At 46.3% G+C, this 23511-nt stretch carries 21 protein-coding genes; 15 read left to right on the forward strand and 6 right to left on the reverse strand.

Going from position 1 to position 23511, the window contains the following annotated elements; translation table 11 throughout:
• The first annotated feature begins 111 nt into the window (after positions 1 to 111).
• The gene (locus AZI87_RS00430) at positions 112 to 945 is read left to right on the forward strand and encodes an outer membrane beta-barrel protein (RefSeq protein WP_081112083.1); all 834 of its coding nucleotides are present in this window, start codon (positions 112 to 114) and stop codon (positions 943 to 945) included.
• An 11-nt stretch (positions 946 to 956) separates the two neighbouring features.
• Positions 957 to 2627 (forward strand): BNR-4 repeat-containing protein, encoded by a 1671-nt coding sequence (locus AZI87_RS00435; RefSeq protein ID WP_063204490.1) that lies wholly within the window; start codon positions 957 to 959, stop codon positions 2625 to 2627.
• Positions 2628 to 2634: 7 nt separating this feature from the next.
• On the opposite strand, the gene AZI87_RS00440 is transcribed toward AZI87_RS00435, so the two are convergent.
• A complete protein-coding gene (locus AZI87_RS00440; protein WP_155722466.1) occupies positions 2635 to 3276 on the reverse strand; it encodes a hypothetical protein in 642 nt (213 codons plus the stop codon).
• 237 nt (positions 3277 to 3513) lie between these two features.
• Here AZI87_RS00440 and AZI87_RS00445 point away from each other — a divergent pair, with 237 nt between their 5' ends.
• The 3 genes from AZI87_RS00445 to AZI87_RS00455 all read left to right on the forward strand — a co-directional run bounded on the left by AZI87_RS00445 (position 3514) and on the right by AZI87_RS00455 (position 6788).
• On the forward strand, positions 3514 to 4317 hold the full coding sequence (locus AZI87_RS00445) for a S1 family peptidase (protein ID WP_063204492.1): 804 nt from the start codon (positions 3514 to 3516) through the stop codon (positions 4315 to 4317).
• Positions 4318 to 4560: 243 nt separating this feature from the next.
• Entirely contained in the window at positions 4561 to 6276 is a 1716-nt protein-coding gene (locus AZI87_RS00450) for a DUF2785 domain-containing protein (RefSeq protein ID WP_063204493.1), read from the forward strand.
• The gene (locus tag AZI87_RS00455) at positions 6273 to 6788 is read left to right on the forward strand and encodes a hypothetical protein (RefSeq protein ID WP_063204494.1); all 516 of its coding nucleotides are present in this window, start codon (positions 6273 to 6275) and stop codon (positions 6786 to 6788) included. The genes AZI87_RS00450 and AZI87_RS00455 overlap by 4 nt, the downstream gene beginning before the upstream one ends.
• A 64-nt stretch (positions 6789 to 6852) precedes the next feature.
• On the opposite strand, the gene AZI87_RS00460 is transcribed toward AZI87_RS00455, so the two are convergent.
• Positions 6853 to 8358, reverse strand: a complete 1506-nt coding sequence (locus AZI87_RS00460; RefSeq protein ID WP_253696279.1) for a flavin monoamine oxidase family protein — start codon at positions 8356 to 8358, stop codon at positions 6853 to 6855.
• A 31-nt stretch (positions 8359 to 8389) separates the two neighbouring features.
• Between AZI87_RS00460 and AZI87_RS00465 the strand changes: the two genes are divergently transcribed.
• The 4 genes from AZI87_RS00465 to mgtE all read left to right on the forward strand — a co-directional run bounded on the left by AZI87_RS00465 (position 8390) and on the right by mgtE (position 14085).
• Complete coding sequence (locus AZI87_RS00465) at positions 8390 to 9019, forward strand: 2OG-Fe(II) oxygenase (protein ID WP_155722467.1); 630 nt, start codon at positions 8390 to 8392, stop codon at positions 9017 to 9019.
• Positions 9016 to 10797, forward strand: coding sequence for an ABC transporter ATP-binding protein (locus AZI87_RS00470; RefSeq protein WP_063204497.1), 1782 nt, complete (start codon positions 9016 to 9018; stop codon positions 10795 to 10797). Before AZI87_RS00465 ends, AZI87_RS00470 begins: the two co-directional genes overlap by 4 nt.
• Positions 10790 to 12667 (forward strand): ABC transporter ATP-binding protein, encoded by a 1878-nt coding sequence (locus AZI87_RS00475; RefSeq protein ID WP_253696281.1) that lies wholly within the window; start codon positions 10790 to 10792, stop codon positions 12665 to 12667. Before AZI87_RS00470 ends, AZI87_RS00475 begins: the two co-directional genes overlap by 8 nt.
• 77 nt (positions 12668 to 12744) lie before the next feature.
• Complete coding sequence (gene mgtE, locus AZI87_RS00480) at positions 12745 to 14085, forward strand: magnesium transporter (RefSeq protein WP_063204498.1); 1341 nt, start codon at positions 12745 to 12747, stop codon at positions 14083 to 14085.
• A gap of 76 nt (positions 14086 to 14161) precedes the next feature.
• Here mgtE and AZI87_RS00485 read toward each other — a convergent pair whose 3' ends face one another.
• Entirely contained in the window at positions 14162 to 16033 is a 1872-nt protein-coding gene (locus AZI87_RS00485) for a S8 family serine peptidase (RefSeq protein WP_063204499.1), read from the reverse strand.
• A 155-nt stretch (positions 16034 to 16188) separates the two neighbouring features.
• Between AZI87_RS00485 and AZI87_RS00490 the strand changes: the two genes are divergently transcribed.
• Complete coding sequence (locus AZI87_RS00490) at positions 16189 to 16797, forward strand: DUF502 domain-containing protein (protein ID WP_063204500.1); 609 nt, start codon at positions 16189 to 16191, stop codon at positions 16795 to 16797.
• Positions 16797 to 18212: a hypothetical protein gene (locus tag AZI87_RS00495; RefSeq protein ID WP_063204501.1), complete on the forward strand. Its 1416-nt coding sequence runs from the start codon at positions 16797 to 16799 to the stop codon at positions 18210 to 18212. Before AZI87_RS00490 ends, AZI87_RS00495 begins: the two co-directional genes overlap by 1 nt.
• Before the next feature lie 6 nt (positions 18213 to 18218).
• Here AZI87_RS00495 and AZI87_RS18320 read toward each other — a convergent pair whose 3' ends face one another.
• Positions 18219 to 18347, reverse strand: coding sequence for a hypothetical protein (locus AZI87_RS18320; RefSeq protein WP_301335605.1), 129 nt, complete (start codon positions 18345 to 18347; stop codon positions 18219 to 18221).
• 126 nt (positions 18348 to 18473) lie between these two features.
• On the reverse strand, positions 18474 to 20015 hold the full coding sequence (locus AZI87_RS00500) for a leucyl aminopeptidase family protein (protein ID WP_063204502.1): 1542 nt from the start codon (positions 20013 to 20015) through the stop codon (positions 18474 to 18476).
• 56 nt (positions 20016 to 20071) lie between these two features.
• On the opposite strand from AZI87_RS00500, the gene AZI87_RS00505 reads away from it, so the two are divergent.
• From AZI87_RS00505 to AZI87_RS00520, 4 genes are all read left to right on the forward strand, one after another.
• Positions 20072 to 21103 carry an endonuclease/exonuclease/phosphatase family protein gene (locus tag AZI87_RS00505; RefSeq protein WP_063204503.1) on the forward strand — a complete coding sequence of 344 codons (1032 nt, stop codon included), beginning with the start codon at positions 20072 to 20074 and terminating at the stop codon, positions 21101 to 21103.
• Positions 21104 to 21184: 81 nt separating this feature from the next.
• Positions 21185 to 21574 carry a Co2+/Mg2+ efflux protein ApaG gene (apaG, locus tag AZI87_RS00510; protein WP_081112164.1) on the forward strand — a complete coding sequence of 130 codons (390 nt, stop codon included), beginning with the start codon at positions 21185 to 21187 and terminating at the stop codon, positions 21572 to 21574.
• Positions 21575 to 21655: 81 nt separating this feature from the next.
• Positions 21656 to 21964 carry a hypothetical protein gene (locus AZI87_RS00515; RefSeq protein ID WP_063204504.1) on the forward strand — a complete coding sequence of 103 codons (309 nt, stop codon included), beginning with the start codon at positions 21656 to 21658 and terminating at the stop codon, positions 21962 to 21964.
• Positions 21936 to 22502, forward strand: coding sequence for a GNAT family N-acetyltransferase (locus tag AZI87_RS00520; protein ID WP_063204505.1), 567 nt, complete (start codon positions 21936 to 21938; stop codon positions 22500 to 22502). The genes AZI87_RS00515 and AZI87_RS00520 overlap by 29 nt, the downstream gene beginning before the upstream one ends.
• Here the strand turns inward: AZI87_RS00520 and AZI87_RS00525 are convergent.
• The gene (locus tag AZI87_RS00525; RefSeq protein WP_172795495.1) at positions 22499 to 23389 is read right to left on the reverse strand and encodes a hypothetical protein; all 891 of its coding nucleotides are present in this window, start codon (positions 23387 to 23389) and stop codon (positions 22499 to 22501) included. The two genes, AZI87_RS00520 and AZI87_RS00525, sit on opposite strands and share 4 nt — an antisense overlap.
• Between the last annotated feature and the right edge of the window lie 122 nt (positions 23390 to 23511).

Below are 23511 nucleotides of genomic sequence, written 5' to 3' on the forward strand. Positions count from 1 at the left end.
TTTGAATACGTGTTCCGCGGAGGAAACCTAAGTAAATTTATCCGGATTTTAGAGGTAACAGAGGGTCCGGTTTTCCTTTAGTTTCATTTTGATTCTGACGATAGTATCACTATGAAAATCATCATTACAGCACTGCTATTATCAGCCCTTGTTTCACCAGCTTATGCGATTCGCACCCTCAGTGTAAAAAAAGACCGCGTCCTTCTAGATCTTGAAGGAGAATCTGTTCAAGCCGGTGAAAAATTGGGAGTTCGTGATGGTGATGGTAAAGCGCGCGCCCTTCTTGAAATCAAACAAGTCAAAAACAACCGAGCAGTCGCCGCGATCCTTAAAGGTTCAATGAGTCCTGACTTTTCCATCGAAAAGCTTTCTCGTGGCGCAAAGTCTTCGCAAACTGCGAGCCGTGCGCCAAAATCTCAATCTGCTTGGGGATTGACTGCGGGTTACGCCATGAATACGATGACTGTAAAACCAACGGGCACTTCAAGCATCTCTCTTTCTGGAAATAGCTTTAATCTTTCGGGCTTCTATCAAATGCAACTAGACGGCAATATCAGTGCGCGCATTTTGGGTGGTTATGAATCCTTGCAAGCTTCTGGAACTTCCTCTGCGGCTTCATGTACGGGCAGCTCAGACTGTAAGGTCGAAATTGGCTACTTGGGTGTTGAAGCCTTGGTTCGTTATACTTTCTTAAAAACGAAGACTATGGAATTCAACGCCGCCGCGGGTTTAGGATTCCTTTTTGCCATGAATAAAAGCAGTAACGTTCTAGACACCAGCAAAATTTCCACAAATCAAACCATCGTGGTGTCTGCAGGAATGGACTATCATCTTAACCGCAACAATTTTATTCCGGTTCAACTTGATTACGCTATGTACCCGGACAACAACACATCTTCCGCAAAACAAATCATCCTTCGCGCGGGATATGGATTTAACTTTTAGTTAGGTTGATAATGAAAAAACTGGTTTGTGCAGCGCTTGCTCTGACAGCGATGGTGGTTTCTTTTAAACTGCTTCGCCCCAGTTCGTCCCTTGAAGGCTCGGGCTCTTTTTCATCTTTGAATAAAAACAAATATGCTCCCTTAAAGCTTCCTGCTTTTCCTAAAACCGGATTGAATCAATTCAATTCTCCCGCGGAAGTCGCGAATTTTTTAGAAAGTTATCACGAGCGCAAAGTTTTTGCCTGGGAGCCAGGTTATCCCATTTACATCCCCGCCTTTGACAGTTTCAATCGACCTTATTTTCGAAGTCACGAGCGCAGCCAGACGGCACCACTCGCCAGCGGATTTAAAAAATATCAACACGGCGTTTGGATGGACTTGCCCTTTGATATTTCCGCAGTGAAAAAACATTTTCCGAATTCCACCGTGGATGAGATCGCTTCCATGAACCGACAAGATCTGATCTGGGATCCGAAGATGGCGGTCTTTGATAAAGACGACATTCTTTACAGCGTCGTCCGTATCAAAACCAAAGACTCAGCGAACAAACACTATGTTCTGATGTACTCAAAGGATCACGGGAGCACTTGGAAAAGTCAGGTTCTTCTAAGCTCTTCAACACTACCTGAATGGTACGACCTTGAAAGACCTTACACTTCAAAACCTCTGCCGGGTCCGCCGGCTTTCTTGTACTTTCAAGCTAGCGGCAAAGTCTCTGGTTACGAAAGTGGATTTGAATACTGGCAAGGAACTGTTGGAACCTTGACGCTGCAAACGACTTCATTTGATAAAAACGGAGAGCTGGTCGCTGACACTCCCCTCACCCTAAGCACAACAGCACAGCCCATCGGTTATCGCAGTGGCAGTGCCGTTAAACTTCTGCGCGCCGGAGATAAATATTTTGTCGTCTGGCTAGAAGCCACTTTGGATCACAAGTTAGAAAAAAATCAAAGAGGTCGCCCTACGAATACGGTGCCCGATAAAAATGGCAATCCCTATTCAGGAATTTGGGTTGCAGAGTATGACGTCAAATCCGGATTGATCAGGAAAAAAGAAATTCTTAAAACCTGGCCTTTGAATGACAACCACAATCAGCCCGGCATTGTGCGCTCAAGCCAAGGAATCTTGCACGTTATTGGCGGATCGCATGGTGGCCACTTCACATATACCTCGTCGACAAAATCGGACTCTATCGATACCTGGTCCGCACCGCAATTTGTGAACACGACGGACAGTGGGTATAGCGCGAACTTCAATATTCCTGGTGTTTCTGGCGGTAGCCAAACTTATGTCTCTTTCATCATCGACAGCAAAGACAAGCTTCATGTGGCCTATCGCCTGTGGGCTTACGATAAGTCCCTTTTTGACTTTGAATATTTCGGAGCACTGGCCTACCAAACGGCGGAGCTTACAAGCGAATCGAATCTTTACAAATGGAGTGCTCCAAAGATTTTGGTCTACCCGAATGCGCAAGAATACACGCATTTCTATCAAGTGATGACCATTGATCGTCGCGATCATCTTTACTTAGAGTACAGTCAGATGCGTCCCTATGCGCCTTACTATTTCAAGACTCCATCCGGAGAGGCTATTAACACCTCGGCCATGCAGAACTCCGCCTTACTGAAAACCAGTGACGGCGGACACTCTTGGCATTTGGTGGAGGACGAGGATTTTCGCTAATTAATTTCTAGCGCACATTTCGACAGTTGCGAAGTTCGACGGATCTGTATCCGATCTTTTGCTGACACTTTCTTTGCACTTGAGCGTGTGCGCGCACAGCACTTACGGCTTCTGCCGCAAGATTCGTGAAGTAATTTACTTGGTACGCGTTCGCGCGTCCCCAGCATTCACACTCGACCATCACAAAGTTCTGAGGTGGTGTTACCTGTGACATCGTCACCTCATCAAAGCCATTCAAACCACAGCGGTGCGAGTAATCACATCGCACTTGCACTAGAAATTTATCTTTGATTTTCGAAACACTCACCGACAAAGAAAGCGTTGCTAAGTCGGTTAAAAATGGCGGAAGCATTGGATACTCCACTGTGGATCCCAATGGCACAATAACTTCATGAGGGAAACCGGCAAATGAAGAAGAGCAATTCACGGTGCCAACCGCCGACACCGGCACCTTAACTTGGTCGCCCATCACCTCTAGGGAAATAGTCCGCGACGATTTTGGATAGATATAGTTCTGAGTTCCTTCATAGGTGCAAGCGGCCCCATACTGCGGGTACTCACTGCGTGCCACTACTTCCATATTTCCCTGAACCACTTCAGCAAAGGTGACTGTTGGTAACAAAAATAGAATCGTTAGAATCGCTTTCATAAAACCCCCGGGGCCGATCACTATCCCAAATCCTGAGGACTTTTCAACCAAGATGCCCAGGGTCATTGCGAGGCACATGAAATTTGCTCCCTCTAACACCGCTAGGTTCGAGTTGAGGGACAAAGAAGTGTCAATTTTTTGTCCTACGAGAGAATGTTTTCACCTCACACGAAAGAACTTACCACCACGTCAAAATTTGATAAATGTGGGCGGTTCTTTTCGAATCAAGGAGTCTTTATGTTTAAAAAGCTATCTCTTACTTTGGCCGTCGCATTAACATTAAGCGCCTGTGCCGAGACCGCTCAGCAAGCGCAAGTGGAATTAAGTGGCCAACAAAAAGGTGTCATTGGTGGCGATAAAGTAGAAGCAAATAGCCGCATCAGCCGTTCGACCGTCGGTCTTTATGACGAAAATGCTAAAGCCCTTTGCACTGGAACTTTGATTGCACCAAATCTTGTTTTAACAGCTGCACACTGTATCGATCCCACATCGGATAAAATGGTGGTTTTATTCGGTCAGGAATTTAAAAATGCTGACGCTTCTCAACTTCGTCGCGTCGTTAAAAAAGTTCAGCACAAATTCTATGGTGAGATGAAGGCAGAAGACATGTACGACATCGCCATGCTTCGTTTTGAAGGTACGGCTCCCGCGGGTTATGCTCCGGCTCCCCTTCTTTCGGACTTCTCTGGCATCAGAAAAAACACAGAAGTCGTTGTTGCAGGCTTTGGTTTGAACTGGGCTTGGGGAGTTAAAAAAGGGGCTGGCACTCTGCGCACAACCACTTTGAAAGTGAAGTCTCCCATGAACGGCTCTACCGAAATCATGTTGGATCAATCACTTCGCCGTGGTATTTGCAGCGGTGACTCTGGTGGCCCTGCTTATCTTGATGTGAACGGTCAGTTGTATCTCTTGGGTGTTGCAAGTCGCGGCGATTCTTTGCCGATTCCGTTGACTCCGGATTGTTTTATTCTTTCCGTTTTCACTCGTGTTGATGCCCATGCCGACTGGATCAATGAAACAGCTCTTGAGTTGTTGAAATAATCTTTCTTTAAGTTCCTAAATCTAAGTAAAAACCCCGAAAGCAATTTCGGGGTTTTTTATTGTGATCTCGCTAGTATATACCTCTCGGAACAGACTGCCCTTTTGGGGCCCCTGTCTCAATTTTAGACAGGTGTCGAAAAGCTCTCCTCCATCGTATTGGAGCTAAGGCCTATAAAGCATTGGAACTTTCATTGCACCAGGCCCCTTTGGATCATAGCCCCTACACGAACGAGGTTTAACTATATGGTACGTCGGCTTCAAACATCGCGCATGTTGATTCCCCTGCTACTGTCGTTGCAAGGCTTTAATGCCTTGGCTGCGGACTTGAGTCCTCAGATTGCGAACAAGCACCTCTTGCCTAAAGCAGTGCAAGTGCAAGTCACGCAACGTGGAATGAAGTACTTTGATAACCGTTTGAGCGATCTATTAGGAAACCTCGGTGTGAAGCTCGATGAAGGTTATTTCCCGGCGATGAGCTATACTTTTGAAAAGCCCATCAACCCTGATGATTTTAAAGACTCCAATCCTGAAATGGTAAAAATGTATGCACAAGTTCGCGACCTTCTGACTCAATGGTTGGTTGGCTTTTCAATGGACGAACACCGCCCTACGATTGAGATCGGCGAGTCCGGCTATATCGCCAACTTTTCTCGTTTCGGCTTGGTGACCGATGAAGCCCTGATGAAAGCACTGGGAAAGCGCGACGGCGCGGTTTTGGCTATCGAACTTGAAGTCAAAAAGCTTTCTATTGCCACTCACTCTGTGAAAGCTTGGGATATGAACAATGAATTTCTGGGTCAAGTGGGCCTGGAAGATGTTTCCATCACTGCAGGTGACGACACGACTCCTTTGAAAATTCGTCTTCCCTTCTACATTCGCTCCAACGCCAATGGAGGGTTGGATTTTGAAGCCTTAGAGATTGACAACAATCTTTCCGAAGCTCCCATTGCTTACCAATACAAAAAATTAATCGTCCCGCAAATCGCGGTTGAAATTAACGGAAAAAAGTTTCAGCTCAACACCGCTCAACTTGATGCGATGTTGATGGAGCAGGCGCCGGTCATCCTTCAAAAAGTCCGTGAAAGCCTGGGTGACTTTGCTCGTAAGCAATTGCCCGAACTTTTGAATCAAAAAGCCAAAGAATTTTTAAGTGGCTCTTTGGAGCAGGTTCAAGACATGGTTCCACCTGGAACCGAAGAATACGACCGCCGCCCTAACTTTAAATGGGGTTTAAAACTTCAGAATATCAATTTGAAAAAATCTTTGAATATTGAGCTGACGGCTTACGTTGAGGATCCAATCAATCCTCAAAGTCGCCCGGTGGCATCCAACGGCCCTCGCGGTCTTCCCCAAGTCAATTTGCTGCCGCAGGAAAACTACGACCTTGCTTTGACGCTGGATCGCGCTTTGATCAACCGTGTTTTGCAGTTAAGTTACGAACGTAAAAACTTTGAGACCATCCGCCAATCCAACGGCACCGTATTGAAGCTAAAGGCGGCGCCAACGATTGACTATGTAAAAACTCCAGCCGGCGCGGTCTTAAAGCCACAGGAGGCTTTCGTAAAACTGCATGTTTCAGTTGAAAATGAACCGGGTCATATCGCTCTTAAAGATAAAATCGTGATTGATTTCGACATCATTGCAAAATTACGCCAGTTGAGCGATAAGTCCGGCATGCAGCTGCAGTTGCATTCCATCGATGTGGACTCTTTGGTTATGGACAACAAATACCTTTCACTTGTGGGTAAGTTGATGCCAGGCAAAGTGCGCGAAGGTGTGAAAGAACGACTGCGTGAGCAAAGTGCAGGCTGGAAAACTGTGGATGAAGTCATCCCGGGAAGTTTGCCTCTTCCACCTGTGATTTTAGGAATTAAATTGGATATCAATCGCGTTGCTGTCGATCCAAACGGTCACATCGTCATGTATCTAGACTACGCGAAAACAGGAGCTAAAAAATGAGATCTCTAAAACTCATCGTCATCAATGCGCTAACTCTGATCATCGGTCTGGGTTTGATGAGTGGTTCTGTTTCCCAAAGAAGTGCGGAAGCCGCTCGTTTTGAAAACATCCCTTCACTTCAAGTCAATCGCTTGGGGAATTTGCGTGGGCAGTACCTGACAGTTCTTTACGCTGTCGGTTCCCGTCCGTTTATTTCTACGGACTCTTCGCAAATCACGATCTCTCAAGTGAAAGAGTCACGCACGGTTTATATCTCTGCGGACTCGATGTCTTTGCCTTCGGTGCAAGTTGAAAAAGAAGGTTTCCGTCCTTCTTACAACATCATCGTCTTTGTTGTTTCTCCTCAGCCGAACTATAGCTGGGTGAACGCGGATGGTTCAGCACCTCAAGGTATGAGTATCACAAACAACCGCATGAGCTCTTTGATCAATGCGATCAACAAAACAGATGTTGATAGTTTTGTCGCCGCTCAAGGCGAAGCGGGAACTCTGCAAGTAAATCTTGTGAAATAAAATTTCCGAAAAACACAGGGCGATGGTGAAAACCATCGCCCTTTTTTATTTGGAATACTGATTCTTAAACTTGAATTTCCGAGGCAGCACGAATGCCGCTGTCCAGGGCTCCGTGCAAAGTTCCCGCAAATCGAACGCTCGTGTGCTCGCCAGCAAACTGAAACCTTCCACCATACTCGGGTTCAGCGGCCACACCTTTAAATCGCATATACTGACCAGGTTTAAAGACCGCCATGGATCCTAAAGCCCATTTACGTTGCTGCCAGTTAGCAACTTCTGAAGCACCTTCTGAAATCACTGGAAGATCATTATAGAAAATATCCAGATCCTTCAACGCTTCCCCGGTCGCGGCGGCCCCGGCTTTGGCTCCGGAAGCTCCGGCACGCTGGAAAGTTAACAGACCTTGAGTCCCCTTCTGCGCTCGTCCCGAGTCCCATATTTTTTGAGTTACAAAATCTCCCGTAAAGTTTCCGACATTGGCAGGCACATTCCCACGACGATCACGCCAGAACGGAGAAGCAAACCCCAACGTGCCTTTCGCGTGTGTCGCATAGGCCTGCGACATGATGTTTTCTTTTTTCGCTTGAGAGAAATTTAAATTCTGAACGCCGTTGACCTCGCGCAGTTTTGAAAAAGGCAAAGTGCAGATCACATGTCTTGTCGTGAAAGTTTCTTTTCCTTCCGGCGTTTGGAAAGTAAGTTCAAAGGCTCCATCATCTTCCACGATTTCCGTTAAAGGACTGTTCAGCTTCACCACGTAATCGGGTATCACACCAGCAACCCGCGCTGACAGTGTTTGCATCAGATTTGAGAGTCCCCCATCCATGCGATACACCGCTCGCCCCGCTAAAAGCGAACTTCCTTCCGCATCGAGAGTCGACAAGAAATGAAGAGCCGACTGGTCTTTCGCATCGACACCGAAACGGCTGACCGCTTGAGCTTCGATCAGTTGGAGCACCAACGGATCCACTTCACTTTTCCAACTATCCAACAGATCCGCTAAGGACAAAGAGTCATAATAGGCCGCTCGTTCAAACTGAAAAGAATTTCGATATGTCAGGATGACATCTTGTTCACGATACAATTCGCTACGAATACGACGGAAAGGATTTTGCAAAGTTTTAAGACGTGCAGCGATGTCTTTCACTTTATAAACTTTTTTGTCGAACGAAAAAAGATGAGCTTCAAGTCCCGTCGCGGCCTTCACTTCGCTTGTCGGAATATTAAGCTCTTTTGCCAAGTCAAAGACGCGAGTGTGTGAGCTATCAAAAAACTCGGCACCTAATTCCGCAACGGGCCCTCCTTGCGGAAAGACGGTCACGGACTGAACACGCCCACCGACTCGTGAGGAGGCCTCGAAAATACGGAATGGAATTTTGCGTTTTTTAAGTTCAAAGGCGGCAGAAAGTCCCGCCGCACCCGCCCCCAGGATGACGACTTCATTTTTAAAATTTCTTTTATCGCCCATAAAATAGCGATCTAAGCTTGTGCAGCTGCTAAGTGCCATAGCTGACGTGCCTAGAGCAGAAACTTTTAAAAATTCACGGCGAGTAAAAGAACTTTTTGCCATCAACCCCTCACATGCATAGAATGGCAACACTTTGGCACAGAATCAAATCAATCTCATAAATCTAGAAAGAATGTTTGATGATTTAGCACAGAATAACTGGGCGGCTTCATCCACAGTTTTCACTCGAGAATTCTGCCAAAATCTTGCCCACGAGTGTCAAAAACTTCACTCGGAAGGAGCCTTTCAAAAAGCCTCGATCGGACGCGGAGTCACAAAAACAGTTCACACAGAAATCCGTGGTGATTTCACTCTGTGGATCGAAGAGGACGCCGCGACTCCTTTGCAGAAAGCTTTTCTGTCAAATCTGCAGTTGCTTTTACAAAAGCTTAATCAGGATTTTTACTTAGGACTGAAAAGATATGAAACGCATTTTGCTCTCTACCCACCGGGGGCGGGCTATGATAAGCATATCGATAATCATCGAGGTAGCGGAGCAAGAAAGATCACTTTCATTCTGTACCTCAATGAAAGCTGGCAAAAGGGAGACGGTGGTGAATTGAGTCTCTATCAGCCTGATCAGGAAAATGTTCTGATCACTCAGATCGAGCCTCTGCTTGGCACCCTTGTTCTTTTCCGCAGTGACCTCTTCCCTCATCAAGTCGAGAAGAGCTTTCAACCACGCCTGAGTATCACAGGATGGTTTAGGGACGATGCATCATGAAGTCACTCTTTTATCAGGTCGTATTCACTCGTTTCTACGCGCGAGTTTTGATTCTTATCACGTCTCTTTTAGGCGCGGTGTTTGGATTGTTAGGTCCCTTCTTTCAAAAGGAATTCATTGATCAACTGACGGGACAACAAGGGCATTTGCACCTTGTGGATTTCTCAAATCCCCTGACCTATGTTCTAGGTGCATTCTTCTGCGTCTTGATTGCACAGGCGTTTTCGCAACTGACGAACTATCTAAGCATCCGCGAGTCTTTGCATATGCAAAAGGTTTTTGCACAAAGACTTTATGAAAAAACCTTGCACCTGCGAGTCGACACAATGAGTGGCAAACCTGTGGGTGAAATCGTTTCTTTATATGCAACGGACGTGCAAGGGGCGACGGTGTTCTTAGATCAAACCTTGCCTGCCGGAGCCTCGACTCTTTTTCCATTGATCCTGGCTCCATTTGCGATCTCGATTCTGTTTGATGTTCCTATTTGGCCGACCGTCCTTTTGATGTTCGCGATTGCAACACTGAACACCTTCATGGCGTTTCGCCAATCGAAGTTCTTTTTTAACTTTAAGCAATTAGCAGCAGAGCGTATCGGACTTGTGAATGAATGGATTCAAAATATTCGCACCATCCGCATTCTGGGATGGATTCGTCACTTTGAAGCCAACATTTTTGTAAAACGTGAAATTGAAACTCGCAATCGTGTCTTGATGGTGACCAATGGTCAGATCATGAACTCGATTTCTTCATCGATCACCTTTTTCTTAAACGTCGTCGCCTTAGGTTCCTTGGTGCTTTATACAAAACACCAAATGACAAGTGGCGAGCTTTTAGCGCTTCTTTGGATTGTCGGAGTTTTCTTAACTCGTCCTTTCCGCCAAATGCCCTGGTTCTTCACCTTCGCTTTTGATTCTTGGACATCGCTCAAACGTCTGGAAGATTTTCTTTCCACCAGAAACAATGAAACTAGTGGTGAAAAAGAACTTTCAAACCAAGAACGAAAACGCGAAGAGAAATTTGCGCTGCAAGTTCGCAATTTAAATCTGTCGATCAGTGGAAAACGCATTTTAAAGAACATCAATTTGGATGTGAAACACGGAGAGTTCGTCGCCATCGTAGGCGAAGTGGGTGCCGGAAAATCCATGCTTCTACTTTCCCTGTTGCGTGAAACCGGAGCCAGTTTTGAGACTTATCACTTCGGCGAAAAAAATGCTCTAGAGATGACCTTAGACGAAGTGCGTGCCCAATATGCGTACGTGCCTCAAGAAGGTTTCATCATGAACGCGACATTACGTGAAAACGTGGCCTTTGTTTATGACATCGAACCCGAGCGCGATCCGATGATCGAAGAGTCTTTAAAACTTGCGCAGTTTGATTTAAACACGGAACGCGTTGAAAAAGGTTTAGCGACTGAAATTGGCGAACGCGGTGTGAATCTTTCCGGAGGTCAAAGACAGCGCGTGGGACTGGCGCGCGTTCACTTTCATAAGGCCCCGGTTTTACTCTTGGATGACTGTTTGAGTGCCGTTGACGTTGACACCGAACAAAAACTTTTTGAACAACTTTTATTAGGGGCTTGGGCAGAGCGCACGCGCCTTCTGGTCACTCACCGCTTGAGTGCGCTTCACCAAGTGGACCGTATTTTATTTATGGAAGAGGGGCAGATTGTAGATTCGGGAACTTTTGAAGAACTTTTGGGAAGGAATCAGAAATTCCGTGAATACACGACAACCGTAGCCAAAGAAGCCACGCAAAAGACAGAGGTGAGTCATGTCTAAGAAAAAAGTGACAAACCCCAGCGTGAAAGCGAAATACCTTTCTGACGGTGAAGTCCGCAAGGAAGGTGGTTATAGCCAAAGCCTGTACGAGACCTTGCGTTTCTCCTACGGTCCTTTTCTTTCGCGCATCCTGGTTTGCCTTTTCATCGGCTTTATCGGGCGCGGTCTGCTTTTAGCCAACACCAACGTCATTGGTTATTGGGTAGATAATCTTGTTGGTAAAGAAACGCCTTTGAGCGGTTTCACCTCAGTGCAGTTTATTGTTCTTTTAGGGGTCATGGCGGCAAGTGGCTTTGTGATGACTTTGATATTCCGTGTGGGATTTTCAAGATTGTCAGCCAAAGCGATCTCGAGCTTTTACGATGAGGTGACTTTAAGAACGTCGCGCCTGCCGATGAGTTTTTTTGATAACACTCCCGCAGGACGTATCATCACCCGCTTTTCCAGTGATTACGGCAATATCTTCAGATTGTTCGGTGGCCCCTTGGCCGAATTTATATCCATCATTTTTGATCTTAGCATGATGGTGATTTTAATCACGGTGGCTAATCCCATTTATCTGGTGTTCGTTCTTTTCATTGGTGTGATGAACTTCTTGGTTTATAAACTCAACCAACAAAAACTGCGCACCTCGCGCCGTGAACTTTCAGCCAGCCGGTCACCAAGTATTGCGCACTTTGCTGAAACCACTCAAGGGGCAAGCACCATTCGCTCTTTCCGTCGTCAGAAATCCTTTGCTGAGCGCTTTGAGCGCCTGGACCGCTACTTCCTGACGCAAAAAATGAATACGACGAAACATCTGATCAGCTTTTCATTTCAAATGAACAGCCTGACGGCACTGCTGCTTTTAGTGACTGGTGTCTCTGCGTATTTCATGGTGGAAAAAGGTTGGGCCACCGTGGGTTCTGTCGGTGTGGCATTCAGCTTTATCGCGCTTTCAGGGAACACCGTTCAAATGTTCTTTGAGTGGTTGACACAATTTGAAGAGGCGATGATCGGTGTCGAGCGCCTGGACCAATACATGCGCATGCAGATTGAAAACGGAAGCCACCTGCCCGCCTCGGCGAAGTTTGCCACAGGACACCCGGTGTACTCCGAGTCTGTTGAAAAATATCTGCACAATCGTCGTTTAACAGAAGATCGCAGTGCCTCAGTTCAAGTGAAGGATGTCTGGTTTAGATATCGTGAGGACTTACCTTGGGTTCTTAAAGGCGTGAATTTTGAAGTTAAAGCCGGTGAACGCTTAGGTATCGTGGGTCGCACAGGCTCTGGGAAGTCCAGTTTGATTCAAGCCCTGTTCTATCTTTATCCCATCGATAAGGGCCATATCTCTATTAACGAGCATCTTCCAAAATTCAATCAAGATGCCACGGGTGTCGACCTGAATCTTTATCGTCAATCCATGGCGTTTATTGCTCAGGAGCCGATTTTATTCCAAGGGACTTTAAGGTTTAATCTCGATATCAAAGACTCTTTGCCCGATGAGCGCTTGATCCAAGTGATCGAGCAAGTGGGTCTGGGCGATTGGTTGAAGTCACACCCTGAAGGCCTGATGATGAGGATTGAAGAACGCGGTAAGAATCTATCTTTGGGTGAACGCCAATTATTATGTATGGCTCGCTGTCTTTTGCAGGAATCTCCGATCGTGATCATGGATGAGGCGACAAGTTCTGTGGATCCACAATCGGAAGAGATTTTAGTGAAAGCGACGGAAGAATTTTTCTCGGACCGAACACAATTGATCATTGCCCACCGTCTTTCGACTTTAGCGAAGTGTGATCGCATATTATGGTTGCAGAATGGCGAGATCGTCGCCCTGGGACCGACAGAAGAAGTGCTTCCTCGCTTTAAAAAAGCAGAACTGGTCTAAAAAATAAGTTTGCGGCTTCCGATGAAAAGGGGTATTTGTCGGACACAGATTTATTTTGCAACTAGCGGAGCGCGGTGATGGAAGACAACAACCAAGCACACGACGAAATCCAGGAACAAGACTCTCTGATGAGTCTGACTGACACGTGGTCAGCATTGAGCCCCGATGAACGTCGTGAAAAGTTCAAAGAACTGCCGCGCACCGAAGCTGAAGAGTTGTTTCTAAGCCTTAAGACCCATGACCAGGCCGAACTGATCATGGAAGCGGCTCCCCTTGAAAAACGGTCTTGGATTCGCTTGCTGGCTCCAGATGACGTGGCCGATTTGATCCAGGAAATGGGTTCTGATTACCGTGATGAACTTCTAGCTCTTTTAGACCCACAAACAAAACGTGAAGTGACAGCCCTTCTGGCGTATGCGGAAGATGCGGCCGGGGGTCTGATGAGCTCTCGTTTCGTCCGTCTTCGCCCCGACATGACGGTCGATGAAGCCATCACCTACATTCGTATTCAGGCAAAAACTCACGTTGAGACGATTTATTACGCGTATGTTTTGGATTCAGATCAAAAACTTTTGGGCGTGGTCTCTTTCCGCGAGTTGTTTTCAGCCACTCCAGGAAAACGCATTTCTGAAATCATGCACACCGATGTTCTTAAAGTCCCGGTCGAGATGGACCAGGAACAAATCGGTCGTATTTTCTCTCAACAAGATCTGATGGCCGTTCCGGTTGTTGATGAAAACGGCATCATGAAAGGTATCGTTACGTTCGATGACGTGGCGACAGCCATTCAAGAAGAAGCGACAGAGGATATCCATAAGCTCGGGGGGGTTGAAACCCTGGACGCGCCTTATTTAAAAATCTCGATGTTAGAGATGATTAAAAAACGCGGCGGTTGGCTTTTGATTCTCTTCTTAGGTGAAATGTTCACAGCCACAGCCATGGCTTATTACGAAGATGAGCTGGCAAAGGCCGTTGTTCTTTCGATGTTCATTCCTTTGATTATTTCCTCGGGCGGTAACTCAGGTTCCCAAGCCTCCACTCTGGTGATTCGTGCGATCGCTCTAGGCGAGGTGCGCGGTCGTGACTGGTGGCGTGTTCTAGGGCGCGAAGTGCTGACAGGTTTAACACTCGGTTTGCTTCTAGGGGCCATTGGTTTTATTCGTATTCTTCTTTGGCCAAACCGCGAAAGCCTTTACACGGCTCACTACATGCTTGTCGCTGCAACCGTAGCTGCCAGCGTCGTCGGTGTTGTTCTATGGGGCACGATCTCGGGATCCATGTTGCCATTCATTCTTAAGAAGGTCGGATTTGACCCCGCTTCCGCCTCGGCTCCGGCGGTTGCGACTCTTGTCGACGTGACGGGACTGGTGATTTACTTCACAGCGGCCAGCCTGTTCTTAACGGGCGTGCTCCTATAAAGAATTGATATTTTAAAAACAAAAAGGCTTCGTGGTTGCACGAAGCCTTTTTTGTTTCTTGAACTAAATTCTTATACTAAGTCTTGATCAGACCTGACGTCCAATCGCGGATCATAGCCAGTGTTCCCTGTTTCGCATTCGCGAATTGCACACCGTAGGCTTGGTTTTTCTCGCTCCACACGACTTGCCCTTGCACCTCGATGACCTCGTGACCATCGGGACTTTGGATTCGCATCGTGACGATACCGCCCTTGTCCAGAGCTGCATCGGCATTGAACGACAAACCACCTTCAGAGATCGTGTTCACGTTACCCACGAGTTCGCGGTCCCCGACCATCACGCGGATTTCTGAACTCATTTTAAATCGATCATACTTACGTTTATTTTTCGGATCACGAGCACGCAAGACTTGCCAGAAAGCCAGTGGCGCCATCAAAAGACCGATCACGACGGCCATCGCTCCCGCGCCACCACCTTGACCAGAGCCCGGGCCATTGTGTGTGACGGCTTTCACCAGGCCACAACCCGCACCGCCTCCACCAGGAGAAGAAGACGCTTGTTCGGTCAGATAATAAGGCTTGTAATCAGGTTGCATTGAAGAAGTAGTCGCCATTTGCTGCGACGTACGGATCATTTCATAAGCATCAATACGCGCACTCGTATAAACAAGATTATTCAAATAGCTGTTTGCCGCACTTGTTCCCAAGATCAGCTGTTTCATCTGGTAACCAGATAAAGACGGTGCTTCACGGAAAGCCAATGCTGCGACACCGGCCACAAACGGAGCCGCCATACTTGTTCCTGACATTTTCATTGTCGTGTTACCAGGAACTGTACTTTCAATATATTCACCCGGACTTGCAATATGAACCGTCGAAGCACCATAGTTTGAAAATCCAGAGAGATCATCAAAACGCGTCGAAGAGGCTATCGAGATGTTACTTGGAACATCATAGTTCGCCGGATACATCGGAGAAGCATCGTTGTTATTTCCGTAGTTACCAGCAGCCGAAACAACCAGCACACGGCGGTCGTAAGCGTATGTGATCGCATCGTGAAGCGCGCGGCTGTAGTTACCACCACCCCAAGAGTTATTGATCACACGCGCCCCATTATTAATAGCGTAATAAATGGCACGAATGGCATTAGAAGTGGAACCCGATCCGTTTGAACCTAGGAACTTCAAAGGCATGATCTGGATTTTGGATTCTTGCAATGGACGAGCAAAAATATTTTGTCCCGTACCGACGACAATCCCCGCCACGTGAGTGCCGTGATCATCGTCATCCATAAAGTTGTTGTTGTTCGTAATAAAATTCCAGCCATTGATATCGTCGACATAACCATTTTGGTCGTCGTCAACACCAGGAGTACCAGCCGCTTCCACCGGGTTCACCCACAAAGCACCTGTTCCACCTGAGTCATAAGACTTAAAGACATCATGGTATCTATCAAGACCTGTGTCCACGACAGCCACGACGACTTTGCCATTTTGAGCACTCAAAGGTGTGATGAGAGGCCACGCACTGGCGATCCCTGTTGAAGCATTGGACTGCGAATAGACATTTGAATCCGTCGCTGCAAAACTGCTATTTGCGAATTGCTCATAGGTCAAACGCTCTACAGGTTCGTTCGGAGTGATTTCTGTTTTGTCTAAAATATAGTTCGGTTCAATATACTCGACATCAGGGTCATTTTTTAGGGCCTCAAAGTTGGCTTTTTCCTCGGTACCTGACTTCATCGTGACTTGCATGATGTCGAGCCCCGGGAAACTGGCCTTCATCGAAGCCTTACCTAGAAGCTTCGTTTGGGCGATCGCAGCCCCCCCTGAAGAAGCCTTAAACTTAATAAGATACTCCCCAGGAACCACCTTAGGTTCGTTCTGCGCAAATGCCGCAGAGCTCAGAAGACTGTAAGAAATAAATAGACCGCCTAGAATCCGTTTCACCGGTTCTCCTTTGACCCTTTTCTTGTCGGTCGGAAGTCGAGGGTTGTTTAGAGAAAAAGCTGTCTCATTGTGAGAATGCGCAAGGTCTTGAAGAGCCTCGACTTAGCTGATATTTAATTTGAACCGATACGCGAACAAAGACGGGACATCCAGCTATGAAACAACTTCAGAAAATCTTCTTGCAAGGTCTTGTGACTTTCTTACCGATAGCGCTGACGATCTACATCATCTACGCCGGTATTGCTATTGTCGACAGCTTCTTAGGAGATGCTCTTCGCCAAGTTCTTCCGATTTACATTCCAGGTTTGGGTTTCCTGCTGACGGTGATTCTGATTTTCCTATTGGGATTGATGCTGAACAACCTTCTTGCTGGTGGTATCTTTTCAAAGATGGAACAGCGCCTGACGCAAGTTCCATTTATCAAAGCCATTTACTCTCCCCTGCGCGATTTGATGAATCTGTTTTCTAAAGGTGGAGGCCCCGGCGGCTTACAAAAAGTGGTCTTGGTCGATCTGGGCGACACCGGCATTCGTGCCCTAGGCTTAGTCACTCGTGAAAATTTCCGCGACGTTCCTGCTATTGAACAAAACGCCGATGATCGCATCGCCGTTTATATTCCGATGAGCTATGGTTTAGGGGGATTCACATTGATGGTTCCTCGCTCTCGCATGACTCCACTGGATATGCCGATTGAAAAAGCGATGAGCCTTGCCATCACCGGTTGGGTGAAAGCAGATAGCAAGCCCGAAGGAGAAAAGAAATAATGTCTGAAGCTCCGGCGGTAGAAACCACTTTAGGTAAAGCACTGAAGATCAATAAAGACCTGACTCGCTATGGGGCTTTTGCCGAAATCGGCGCCGGTCAAGAAGTCGCTCGTCATTTCTTTCAAGCTGGAAAAGCTTCGCAAACTATTGCCAAGACGATCTCTGCTTACGACATGATTGTCAGTGATGATATCTATGGTCGTGAAGCCAACGGACGTTACGTCTGTGAATCTCGGCTGCAAAAAATGTTGGGTCACGAGTATGATCTTCTAGTGGACCGCCTGGCCGACACTCGCGGTAAAAACACGTGCTTTTTTTCTTTCGCGAACACCGTCGCTACAGCATCTTCGGGAAGCAATAAACAGTCTCACGGCTGGATGGGCGTGCGCTTTCAAACAGAGCCCAATGGTCCATCGAACGATATCATTTTGCACGTTCGTATGTTGGATCGTCACCGACTGCAACAACAGGAAGCCTTGGGCGTCTTAGGTGTAAATCTTTTGAATTGTGCATTTTATGGTCTCGATAAAGTGACAGAGTTCATTCCTCACTTGGTCGAAGGACTTAAAGAGGGTCAGATCATCATCGATGTCATTAAATTCAATGGCCCTGCTTTAAAACACTTCGATGTGCGCTTGATGAACTTAGAGCTTGTACGTCGCAAGCTTGCGGAAGCTATTTTGTTCTCTCCGCAAAATGAGATCTTAAATGTCTCTGACGCTATTTATGGAAAGTCTTTATTGATTCAACGAGGCACATTCCGCCCCGTCACCTCCACTCATCTTGATGTCTTCCAAAAGGGCCTTACCCAGATGAAGGGCGATGTCCGCCAGAGCGAAGGCAAAGATCTGGATGTACTTCCGATGATGGAACTCACTATGCACAACTTGCAAATGGATGGCCATCTTAACGAAAAAGACTTCCTAGACCGCGTTGAAACTTTGACGAGCTTGGGCTTTCACGTTCTGATTTCGAACTTCTTCTTATTCTACAACTTAAAAAGATTCATCCGTCGCTACAATCCGCACTTCATGGCATTGGTCGTCGGCGCTTCTCACTTGGAAAAGCTTTTCACTGAAGATCACTATAAAAACCTAGAAGGTGGACTGCTAGAAGGACTTGGAAAATTGCTTGAGCAGAAAACCAAGGTCTATATTTATCCGCACAAGACATCCCAAGTGTGTTTAACGACGAAGAGTTTTTTTCCGGCTCCTCACCTGCGCCATATCTATGCTTACTTTACAGAAAACAAACAGATCGTGGATATTTCTGGCTGTGATGAAACGGCAGACTATCTGCACTCGATTGATGTTATGAAGATGATCGAAGATGGCAATGCCGCTTGGGAAAATCTTGTGCCTGCCAGCGTTCGTGACCTTATCAAAGCAAAGCAGCTTTTCGGCTATAAAAAGTAAGATGTCTTAATTGAGGCCTTTTTTACGACGGGCTTTGTGGTCATAGATCACGTAGCCCAGGATGATCATCGACGAGATGAAGACAATCCCAAAGATGATCTCAATATTGTAGATAAAATCAAGAAGCCTAAACATCAAAGAGTTGATCGGCTTATACGTATTTTAAGTAAACCTCACAAATGCTATAAAGACCAATTCCTAACAAATTGTAATCATGTGCTCCAATGAAAAAGCCCCTTCTTCAGGGGCTTTTTGGTAATTCTACTCTTGGGTCCTGTTCTGCAAAAATTCAATCAAACACTGAACAGGTTGTCCGCTTCCTCCGCTGGAGGTCAAAGCTCCTTGAGCTTTGTCAGACCAAGCGTACACATCTAAGTGAGCCCATTTTTTCCCACGCACGAATTTTTGCAGGAACAAGGCCGCTGTGATCGCACCTCCAAAACCGCCGCCCGAATTTTTGAAATCCGCAAACGGTGATGATAAATCACCAAAGTATTTATCAAACAAAGGCATGCGCCAGTTCAAATCACCCGCTCTTTGCCCGGCACGAGTGATTGCATTTGCGAGCTCGTCATCATTTGAGAAAAGACCCGCAATCTCTGCACCCAATCCAACTTTAATGGCTCCCGTCAAAGTGGCCACGTCGATCACGTATTCAGGTTCGTCAGCACCTTTCACGGTGCAAGCTACATCTAGAACATCGGCAAGAACCAAGCGCCCTTCGGCATCTGTGTTGTCGATTTCAACACGAAGTCCGTTGCGAGCGGTGATGACATCACTTGGACGGAAGGATTTTCCGTCCACCGCATTTTCAGCCAAAGCCAAATAGAAATCCACTGGACCTGGGTAAGCACTTTCTGCCACCCACAAAGCCAAACCAATCACACTCGCGGCCCCACCCATATCTTTTTTCATCAAGCGCATGGCAGAGGAAGGTTTAATATCCAAGCCCCCCGTATCGAAAGTGATTCCTTTACCGACAAAGGCGATAGGCTTTAATTTGGATTTTTTAGCCGGACGGTATTTAAGGTGAACCATGCAAGGGCCGTGTTCAGCACCTTGCCCCACACCCACATGGAGACCCATTTTTTCTTGAACCAATTTTTTCGTATCCCAGATCGCCACTTTCAAAGTGGATGGGAACGAAAGTTTTTTTGCCGCGATTTCGGCAAAAGACTCTGGATTCAAATCATTCGGTGGCAAATTCACCAAGTGTCGAGCCAAGTTCACCGCGCGTGCACGGATCATCGCCTCTTTTACGGTATTCTTATCAAAGCTTCCCAAGGTTTTTCTTAAAGAGACCTTTGGAAGATCAGCCAACTGCTTGCCGTCAACGAACTGACGGAAGTTATAAGTCGCCATATCCATACCGACTAAAGCGCCCAAATCTTGATCTTCTTCAGTTCCATGGAACTCAATTTGAACAGCGCTTAAGTGATGTGCTTTAAAGTGAGCGACTAAAGAACCAAATTGATCGCGAGCCCATGTGTAGCCAGATTCATCAATCAAACCGTCGTGGCCAACTGAGTTCTTCTTGCGAGAGCGAAGAATCCAAACCGGTCCCTGCTGCCCTACAAAATACACGAGGTCTTTCTCGTTTTGTTTCAAAGAAGACGCCTGCCAGTCCAAAGCATGCTGCTTAACCCACGAAGTAAATTTCGCCGTATCATCGACGCCCAAGAAATAGACAAAGCCTGTCAATTCATTCTTTACTTTAAGTTCTTTGCCGATGTCGAAAGTTTCAATCCAAGAACGGAATTGAAGCTTATTCGATGTTTTTGAAGGGGTGGATTTCTTAGCCACTGTATTTCCTCACTTTTAGTTTGTGATTACGACGAAAAATTCCGTAAAATCATAATATGACGTGGACTGAGACCACAAATTTAAAATTATGCTTACTCAATGCAGAGAACCTCTTTTTGATGTTCGACGGAACACCAGGGAAAGAGGTTCTGGATTTGAAAGAGACTCAGTGGCAGCGTCTTTCCACTTCGGTTTACGAAAATAAATCACTTAAGAAGACCGAAGACATCGCCAAAGCTTTGAAAGAGATCAACGCCGACATCGTTATGCTGTGCGAAGTCGGAGGTTTTGAGTCCTTAAAAAACTTCAACCTTCTCTTTATGGATGAGGCGTATTCGCCTTGTTTGATTGAAGGAAACTCGGAACGCAATATCGATGTGGGTTTTTTAATACGCAAAAACTCTCCGTTTTACTTTGATCTTCAGTCCAATAAAAACCGCCCGATCAATTATCTTTATCCGCACGAAAGACAAAGCCTGCAACACGGCTACCCGGTCAAAGGCGGAAAGGTCACCACCAGCCATCGCTTTTCTCGCGACGTTGCAGAGTTACGCCTTTTTAAAAATGATAAAGAAAAGCCGTTTTTAATTATCTTGCTCGCCCATTTAAAATCCCGTTTGGATCCCGAGCGCATCGACCCGAACGGCTTTGAACGCCGCCAAGCCGAGCTTCGCACTTTGTTAGAAATTTACCGCGAACTGGAAATCGTTCACCCCGACGTCCCTATTTTAGTGGCCGGAGATTTCAACGGGAACGCAAGCCTTATTAATACGGATGAGGAGTTCAAAGACATCTATACGCAAACTCCGCTGAAGGATATTTTTGAAGTGATGGGCTTGCCAACCGAAGCCCGCGCGACGTTTTATCAAGTTCGCAACGGCCAACGCGTGGAAGGCCGCCAGATCGATTTTGCTTTTCTTTCGCCGACCTTACAGAAGTTGATCAAGCCCGGATCGGCCCATGTTCATAAGTTCAAGGACGAGTTTGGAATGGAAAGAGACGTGCCAAGAACTATGGACGCAAAATCCCATTTTCCTTCAGATCACAATCCCATTGTGTTTGAAATCGAGAACCTCATTCTCAAATAACTGTATTTTCGCACTACATTGCAGATCTAAAAGGTTCGCCCATTGACCTTTTTCGGGGACGAATTTATCCTTTATTTCACTATGGCAATGCAAAAAACAACAACTCCTGATTTTCAGATCTCCGCGAAAGTGGTTTACGTGCCCTCAGAATCACGTCCTGAGCAGGGTTATCACTTTTTCGCGTATAAAATCGCGATCACGAACAAAGGCGCAGTTCCTGCCCAATTGATGAGCCGCCACTGGGTCATCACCGATTCTTCCGGCAAAAAAGAAGAAGTTCGTGGCCCCGGCGTTGTCGGCGTGCAGCCAAAAATCCAACCCGGTCAAACTTTCGAGTACGACAGCGCCTGCCCACTCAACGCGTCAACAGGCAGCATGCAAGGTCGATATTACTTCGTAGCCGAAAATGGAGAGAGCTTCAGCGTCGAAATCCCTGAGTTCTTCCTTATTGCTCCTCACGCTCTTCACTAAAAAACAGGTCCAGTTTTTCAATAAAACGCTAGAACTTGAAAACCAAGCCGTGCTAAACCCTTTTTCGATTTAGGGGGCGTTATGGCTTGGTTTAAAAATCTAAAAGAACTTTTGGGATTTGATAAAGCTCCACACTGCCTTTGCATGGTGGTCTCTGAACAAGAAGGTGCTGAAATCTGGGTCGAGGGTAAAAAAACTAACTACCGCACTCCGAAAGCCATCGCGATTCCTAAGAAAAAAGATGTGAATATCACCATTAAGATGGTGGGCCACCACGATCACCATGCGACAGTTCGCAGTGAACACACTTTATCCTATTACTATTGCAACTTGGATCGTGTGCCACTTAGACTGATCAAGAATGAAATCCATAGATCTGCCTCTTTATAAAAAAACCAAGCGCTTAGTCATCCGTCCTTTAGAGGACTACGATTACGAAAACTGGGCGCAAGCTTACTCGTCTCTTCTTCCCCCACAAAATGAATGGGATGAAACCAACTGGGACGAAAGCGAACTCACGAAAAAGAAATTCAAAGATCTTCTAAAAGAACAACACAAACAAAGACAGTCGGATGAGTTTTACTCTTTCGGTATCTTCCGCAAAGACGACGGCGTTCTTTTAGGCCGAGTCACACTGATGGATATCTCACGCGGCATTTTTCAAAACGCCTACTTGGGATATCAAATCTTCAATGTGTATTGGGGCAACGGCTATGCGCAAGAGGCCTGCAAAGCCGCGATGCAGTTGGCATTTAAAAATCTAAAACTTCATCGCATTGAGGCCGGGATTTCGCTGACGAATAAAAGATCCATCAAAACCGCCAAAGCTTTGGGTTTACGCAAAGAAGGTGTGAGCAAACGTCGCTTGCACGTGAATGGCAAGTGGACCGATATGGAAATCTGGGCGCTGACGAAGGAAGAGTTTTAATTCTTCCTTCTATTGGTATCGATCGACCAGAAGACATTTTCTTTAAATTCAGAAGTATACACACGAATGGAAATCAAGATGAAAGGGCGAGGGTTTTCATCTTCTTTTTTAAACACTCGCGAGAAAAAACTTTTTACTTTCTTCCAAAGATTTCGAAACAAGCTTGAGAAACTTAGGTTTAAACTTGCGGCCTCTAAAGGGATTGAGTGAAAAGCAGATCCCGTCGTGGCCCATTTTTTCTGCTCAGGGTCTTTCTTGTACTTGATAATATTACCAATGAATATCGACCAATCATCTTTTAAGTCCGTGGCCCGACCCGCTTCACCTTTAAGAAACGTGGCAAGAAAATCCACCAAACCAAACGTGGCACCATCCTTGTTAGAACCATCACGATGCTCCAAACGTGGAGGCATATCTCGCAAAATTTTTTCAAAGCTTTGCCCTTTGGTGTCCTCGTCATACATGTACCAGAATCCACTTTTTTTGATTTCCACCAAATTAGAAAAATCTCGGAAAGGCCGAGTCGAATCTATTTCTAGCGGTGATTCTATCCGAAACGGCTTCTGCCATTCGTAAAGAGCTTTCTGATTGATAGTAGAAAGACTATTTTCCTTCACCGTCTGCTTCACTTGAAAAAGATAAGCCCGCTTTTCATTGAGCCTATTATCCCGATCACCAGGATCTCCATACTCAAAATCCAAATGAAACATCACATCCGCAAGCTCAACAACATCCCCGCCCCGAGGTGCAACTCGAGGACTGTTATGCAAATGCCCCACCCCAATAACAAACTTAGCATTGCGCCCAAGCAGATGCGCCATCGTAGCATCAAGCTCCGCCAAAAAATCCGCCCCCAACAACCGACGCAAATACTCAAGCTCACCCATACCAGCCACCCCACTAATCAAATTAAAGTTTGCCAACCCCCACGAAGCAACATCAATCCAAAAAAACCCGACTACGAAAACGAACAAAGCCCAGAACGCCGACCTTCCGCTCCGCTAATTTC

This window comes from Bdellovibrio bacteriovorus (assembly GCF_001592745.1).
Lineage (GTDB): Bacteria > Bdellovibrionota > Bdellovibrionia > Bdellovibrionales > Bdellovibrionaceae > Bdellovibrio > Bdellovibrio bacteriovorus_B.

What these genes read in the sequence shown, in the direction of transcription:
- AZI87_RS00455 (WP_063204494.1), top strand. Translation starts at nt 6,273, where the DNA reads ATGAGATCTCTAAAACTCATCGTCATCAATGCGCTAACTCTGATCATC.
- AZI87_RS00445 (WP_063204492.1), top strand. Translation starts at nt 3,514, where the DNA reads ATGTTTAAAAAGCTATCTCTTACTTTGGCCGTCGCATTAACATTAAGC.
- AZI87_RS00505 (WP_063204503.1), top strand. Translation starts at nt 20,072, where the DNA reads ATGACGTGGACTGAGACCACAAATTTAAAATTATGCTTACTCAATGCA.
- AZI87_RS00475 (WP_253696281.1), top strand. Translation starts at nt 10,790, where the DNA reads ATGTCTAAGAAAAAAGTGACAAACCCCAGCGTGAAAGCGAAATACCTT.
- AZI87_RS18320 (WP_301335605.1), bottom strand. Translation starts at nt 18,347, where the DNA reads ATGTTTAGGCTTCTTGATTTTATCTACAATATTGAGATCATCTTTGGG.
- AZI87_RS00430 (WP_081112083.1), top strand. Translation starts at nt 112, where the DNA reads ATGAAAATCATCATTACAGCACTGCTATTATCAGCCCTTGTTTCACCA.
- AZI87_RS00440 (WP_155722466.1), bottom strand. Translation starts at nt 3,276, where the DNA reads ATGAAAGCGATTCTAACGATTCTATTTTTGTTACCAACAGTCACCTTT.
- mgtE (WP_063204498.1), top strand. Translation starts at nt 12,745, where the DNA reads ATGGAAGACAACAACCAAGCACACGACGAAATCCAGGAACAAGACTCT.
- AZI87_RS00490 (WP_063204500.1), top strand. Translation starts at nt 16,189, where the DNA reads ATGAAACAACTTCAGAAAATCTTCTTGCAAGGTCTTGTGACTTTCTTA.
- AZI87_RS00495 (WP_063204501.1), top strand. Translation starts at nt 16,797, where the DNA reads ATGTCTGAAGCTCCGGCGGTAGAAACCACTTTAGGTAAAGCACTGAAG.
- AZI87_RS00460 (WP_253696279.1), bottom strand. Translation starts at nt 8,358, where the DNA reads ATGGCAAAAAGTTCTTTTACTCGCCGTGAATTTTTAAAAGTTTCTGCT.
- AZI87_RS00470 (WP_063204497.1), top strand. Translation starts at nt 9,016, where the DNA reads ATGAAGTCACTCTTTTATCAGGTCGTATTCACTCGTTTCTACGCGCGA.
- AZI87_RS00450 (WP_063204493.1), top strand. Translation starts at nt 4,561, where the DNA reads ATGGTACGTCGGCTTCAAACATCGCGCATGTTGATTCCCCTGCTACTG.
- AZI87_RS00525 (WP_172795495.1), bottom strand. Translation starts at nt 23,389, where the DNA reads ATGGGTGAGCTTGAGTATTTGCGTCGGTTGTTGGGGGCGGATTTTTTG.
- AZI87_RS00435 (WP_063204490.1), top strand. Translation starts at nt 957, where the DNA reads ATGAAAAAACTGGTTTGTGCAGCGCTTGCTCTGACAGCGATGGTGGTT.
- AZI87_RS00520 (WP_063204505.1), top strand. Translation starts at nt 21,936, where the DNA reads ATGAAATCCATAGATCTGCCTCTTTATAAAAAAACCAAGCGCTTAGTC.
- apaG (WP_081112164.1), top strand. Translation starts at nt 21,185, where the DNA reads ATGGCAATGCAAAAAACAACAACTCCTGATTTTCAGATCTCCGCGAAA.
- AZI87_RS00515 (WP_063204504.1), top strand. Translation starts at nt 21,656, where the DNA reads ATGGCTTGGTTTAAAAATCTAAAAGAACTTTTGGGATTTGATAAAGCT.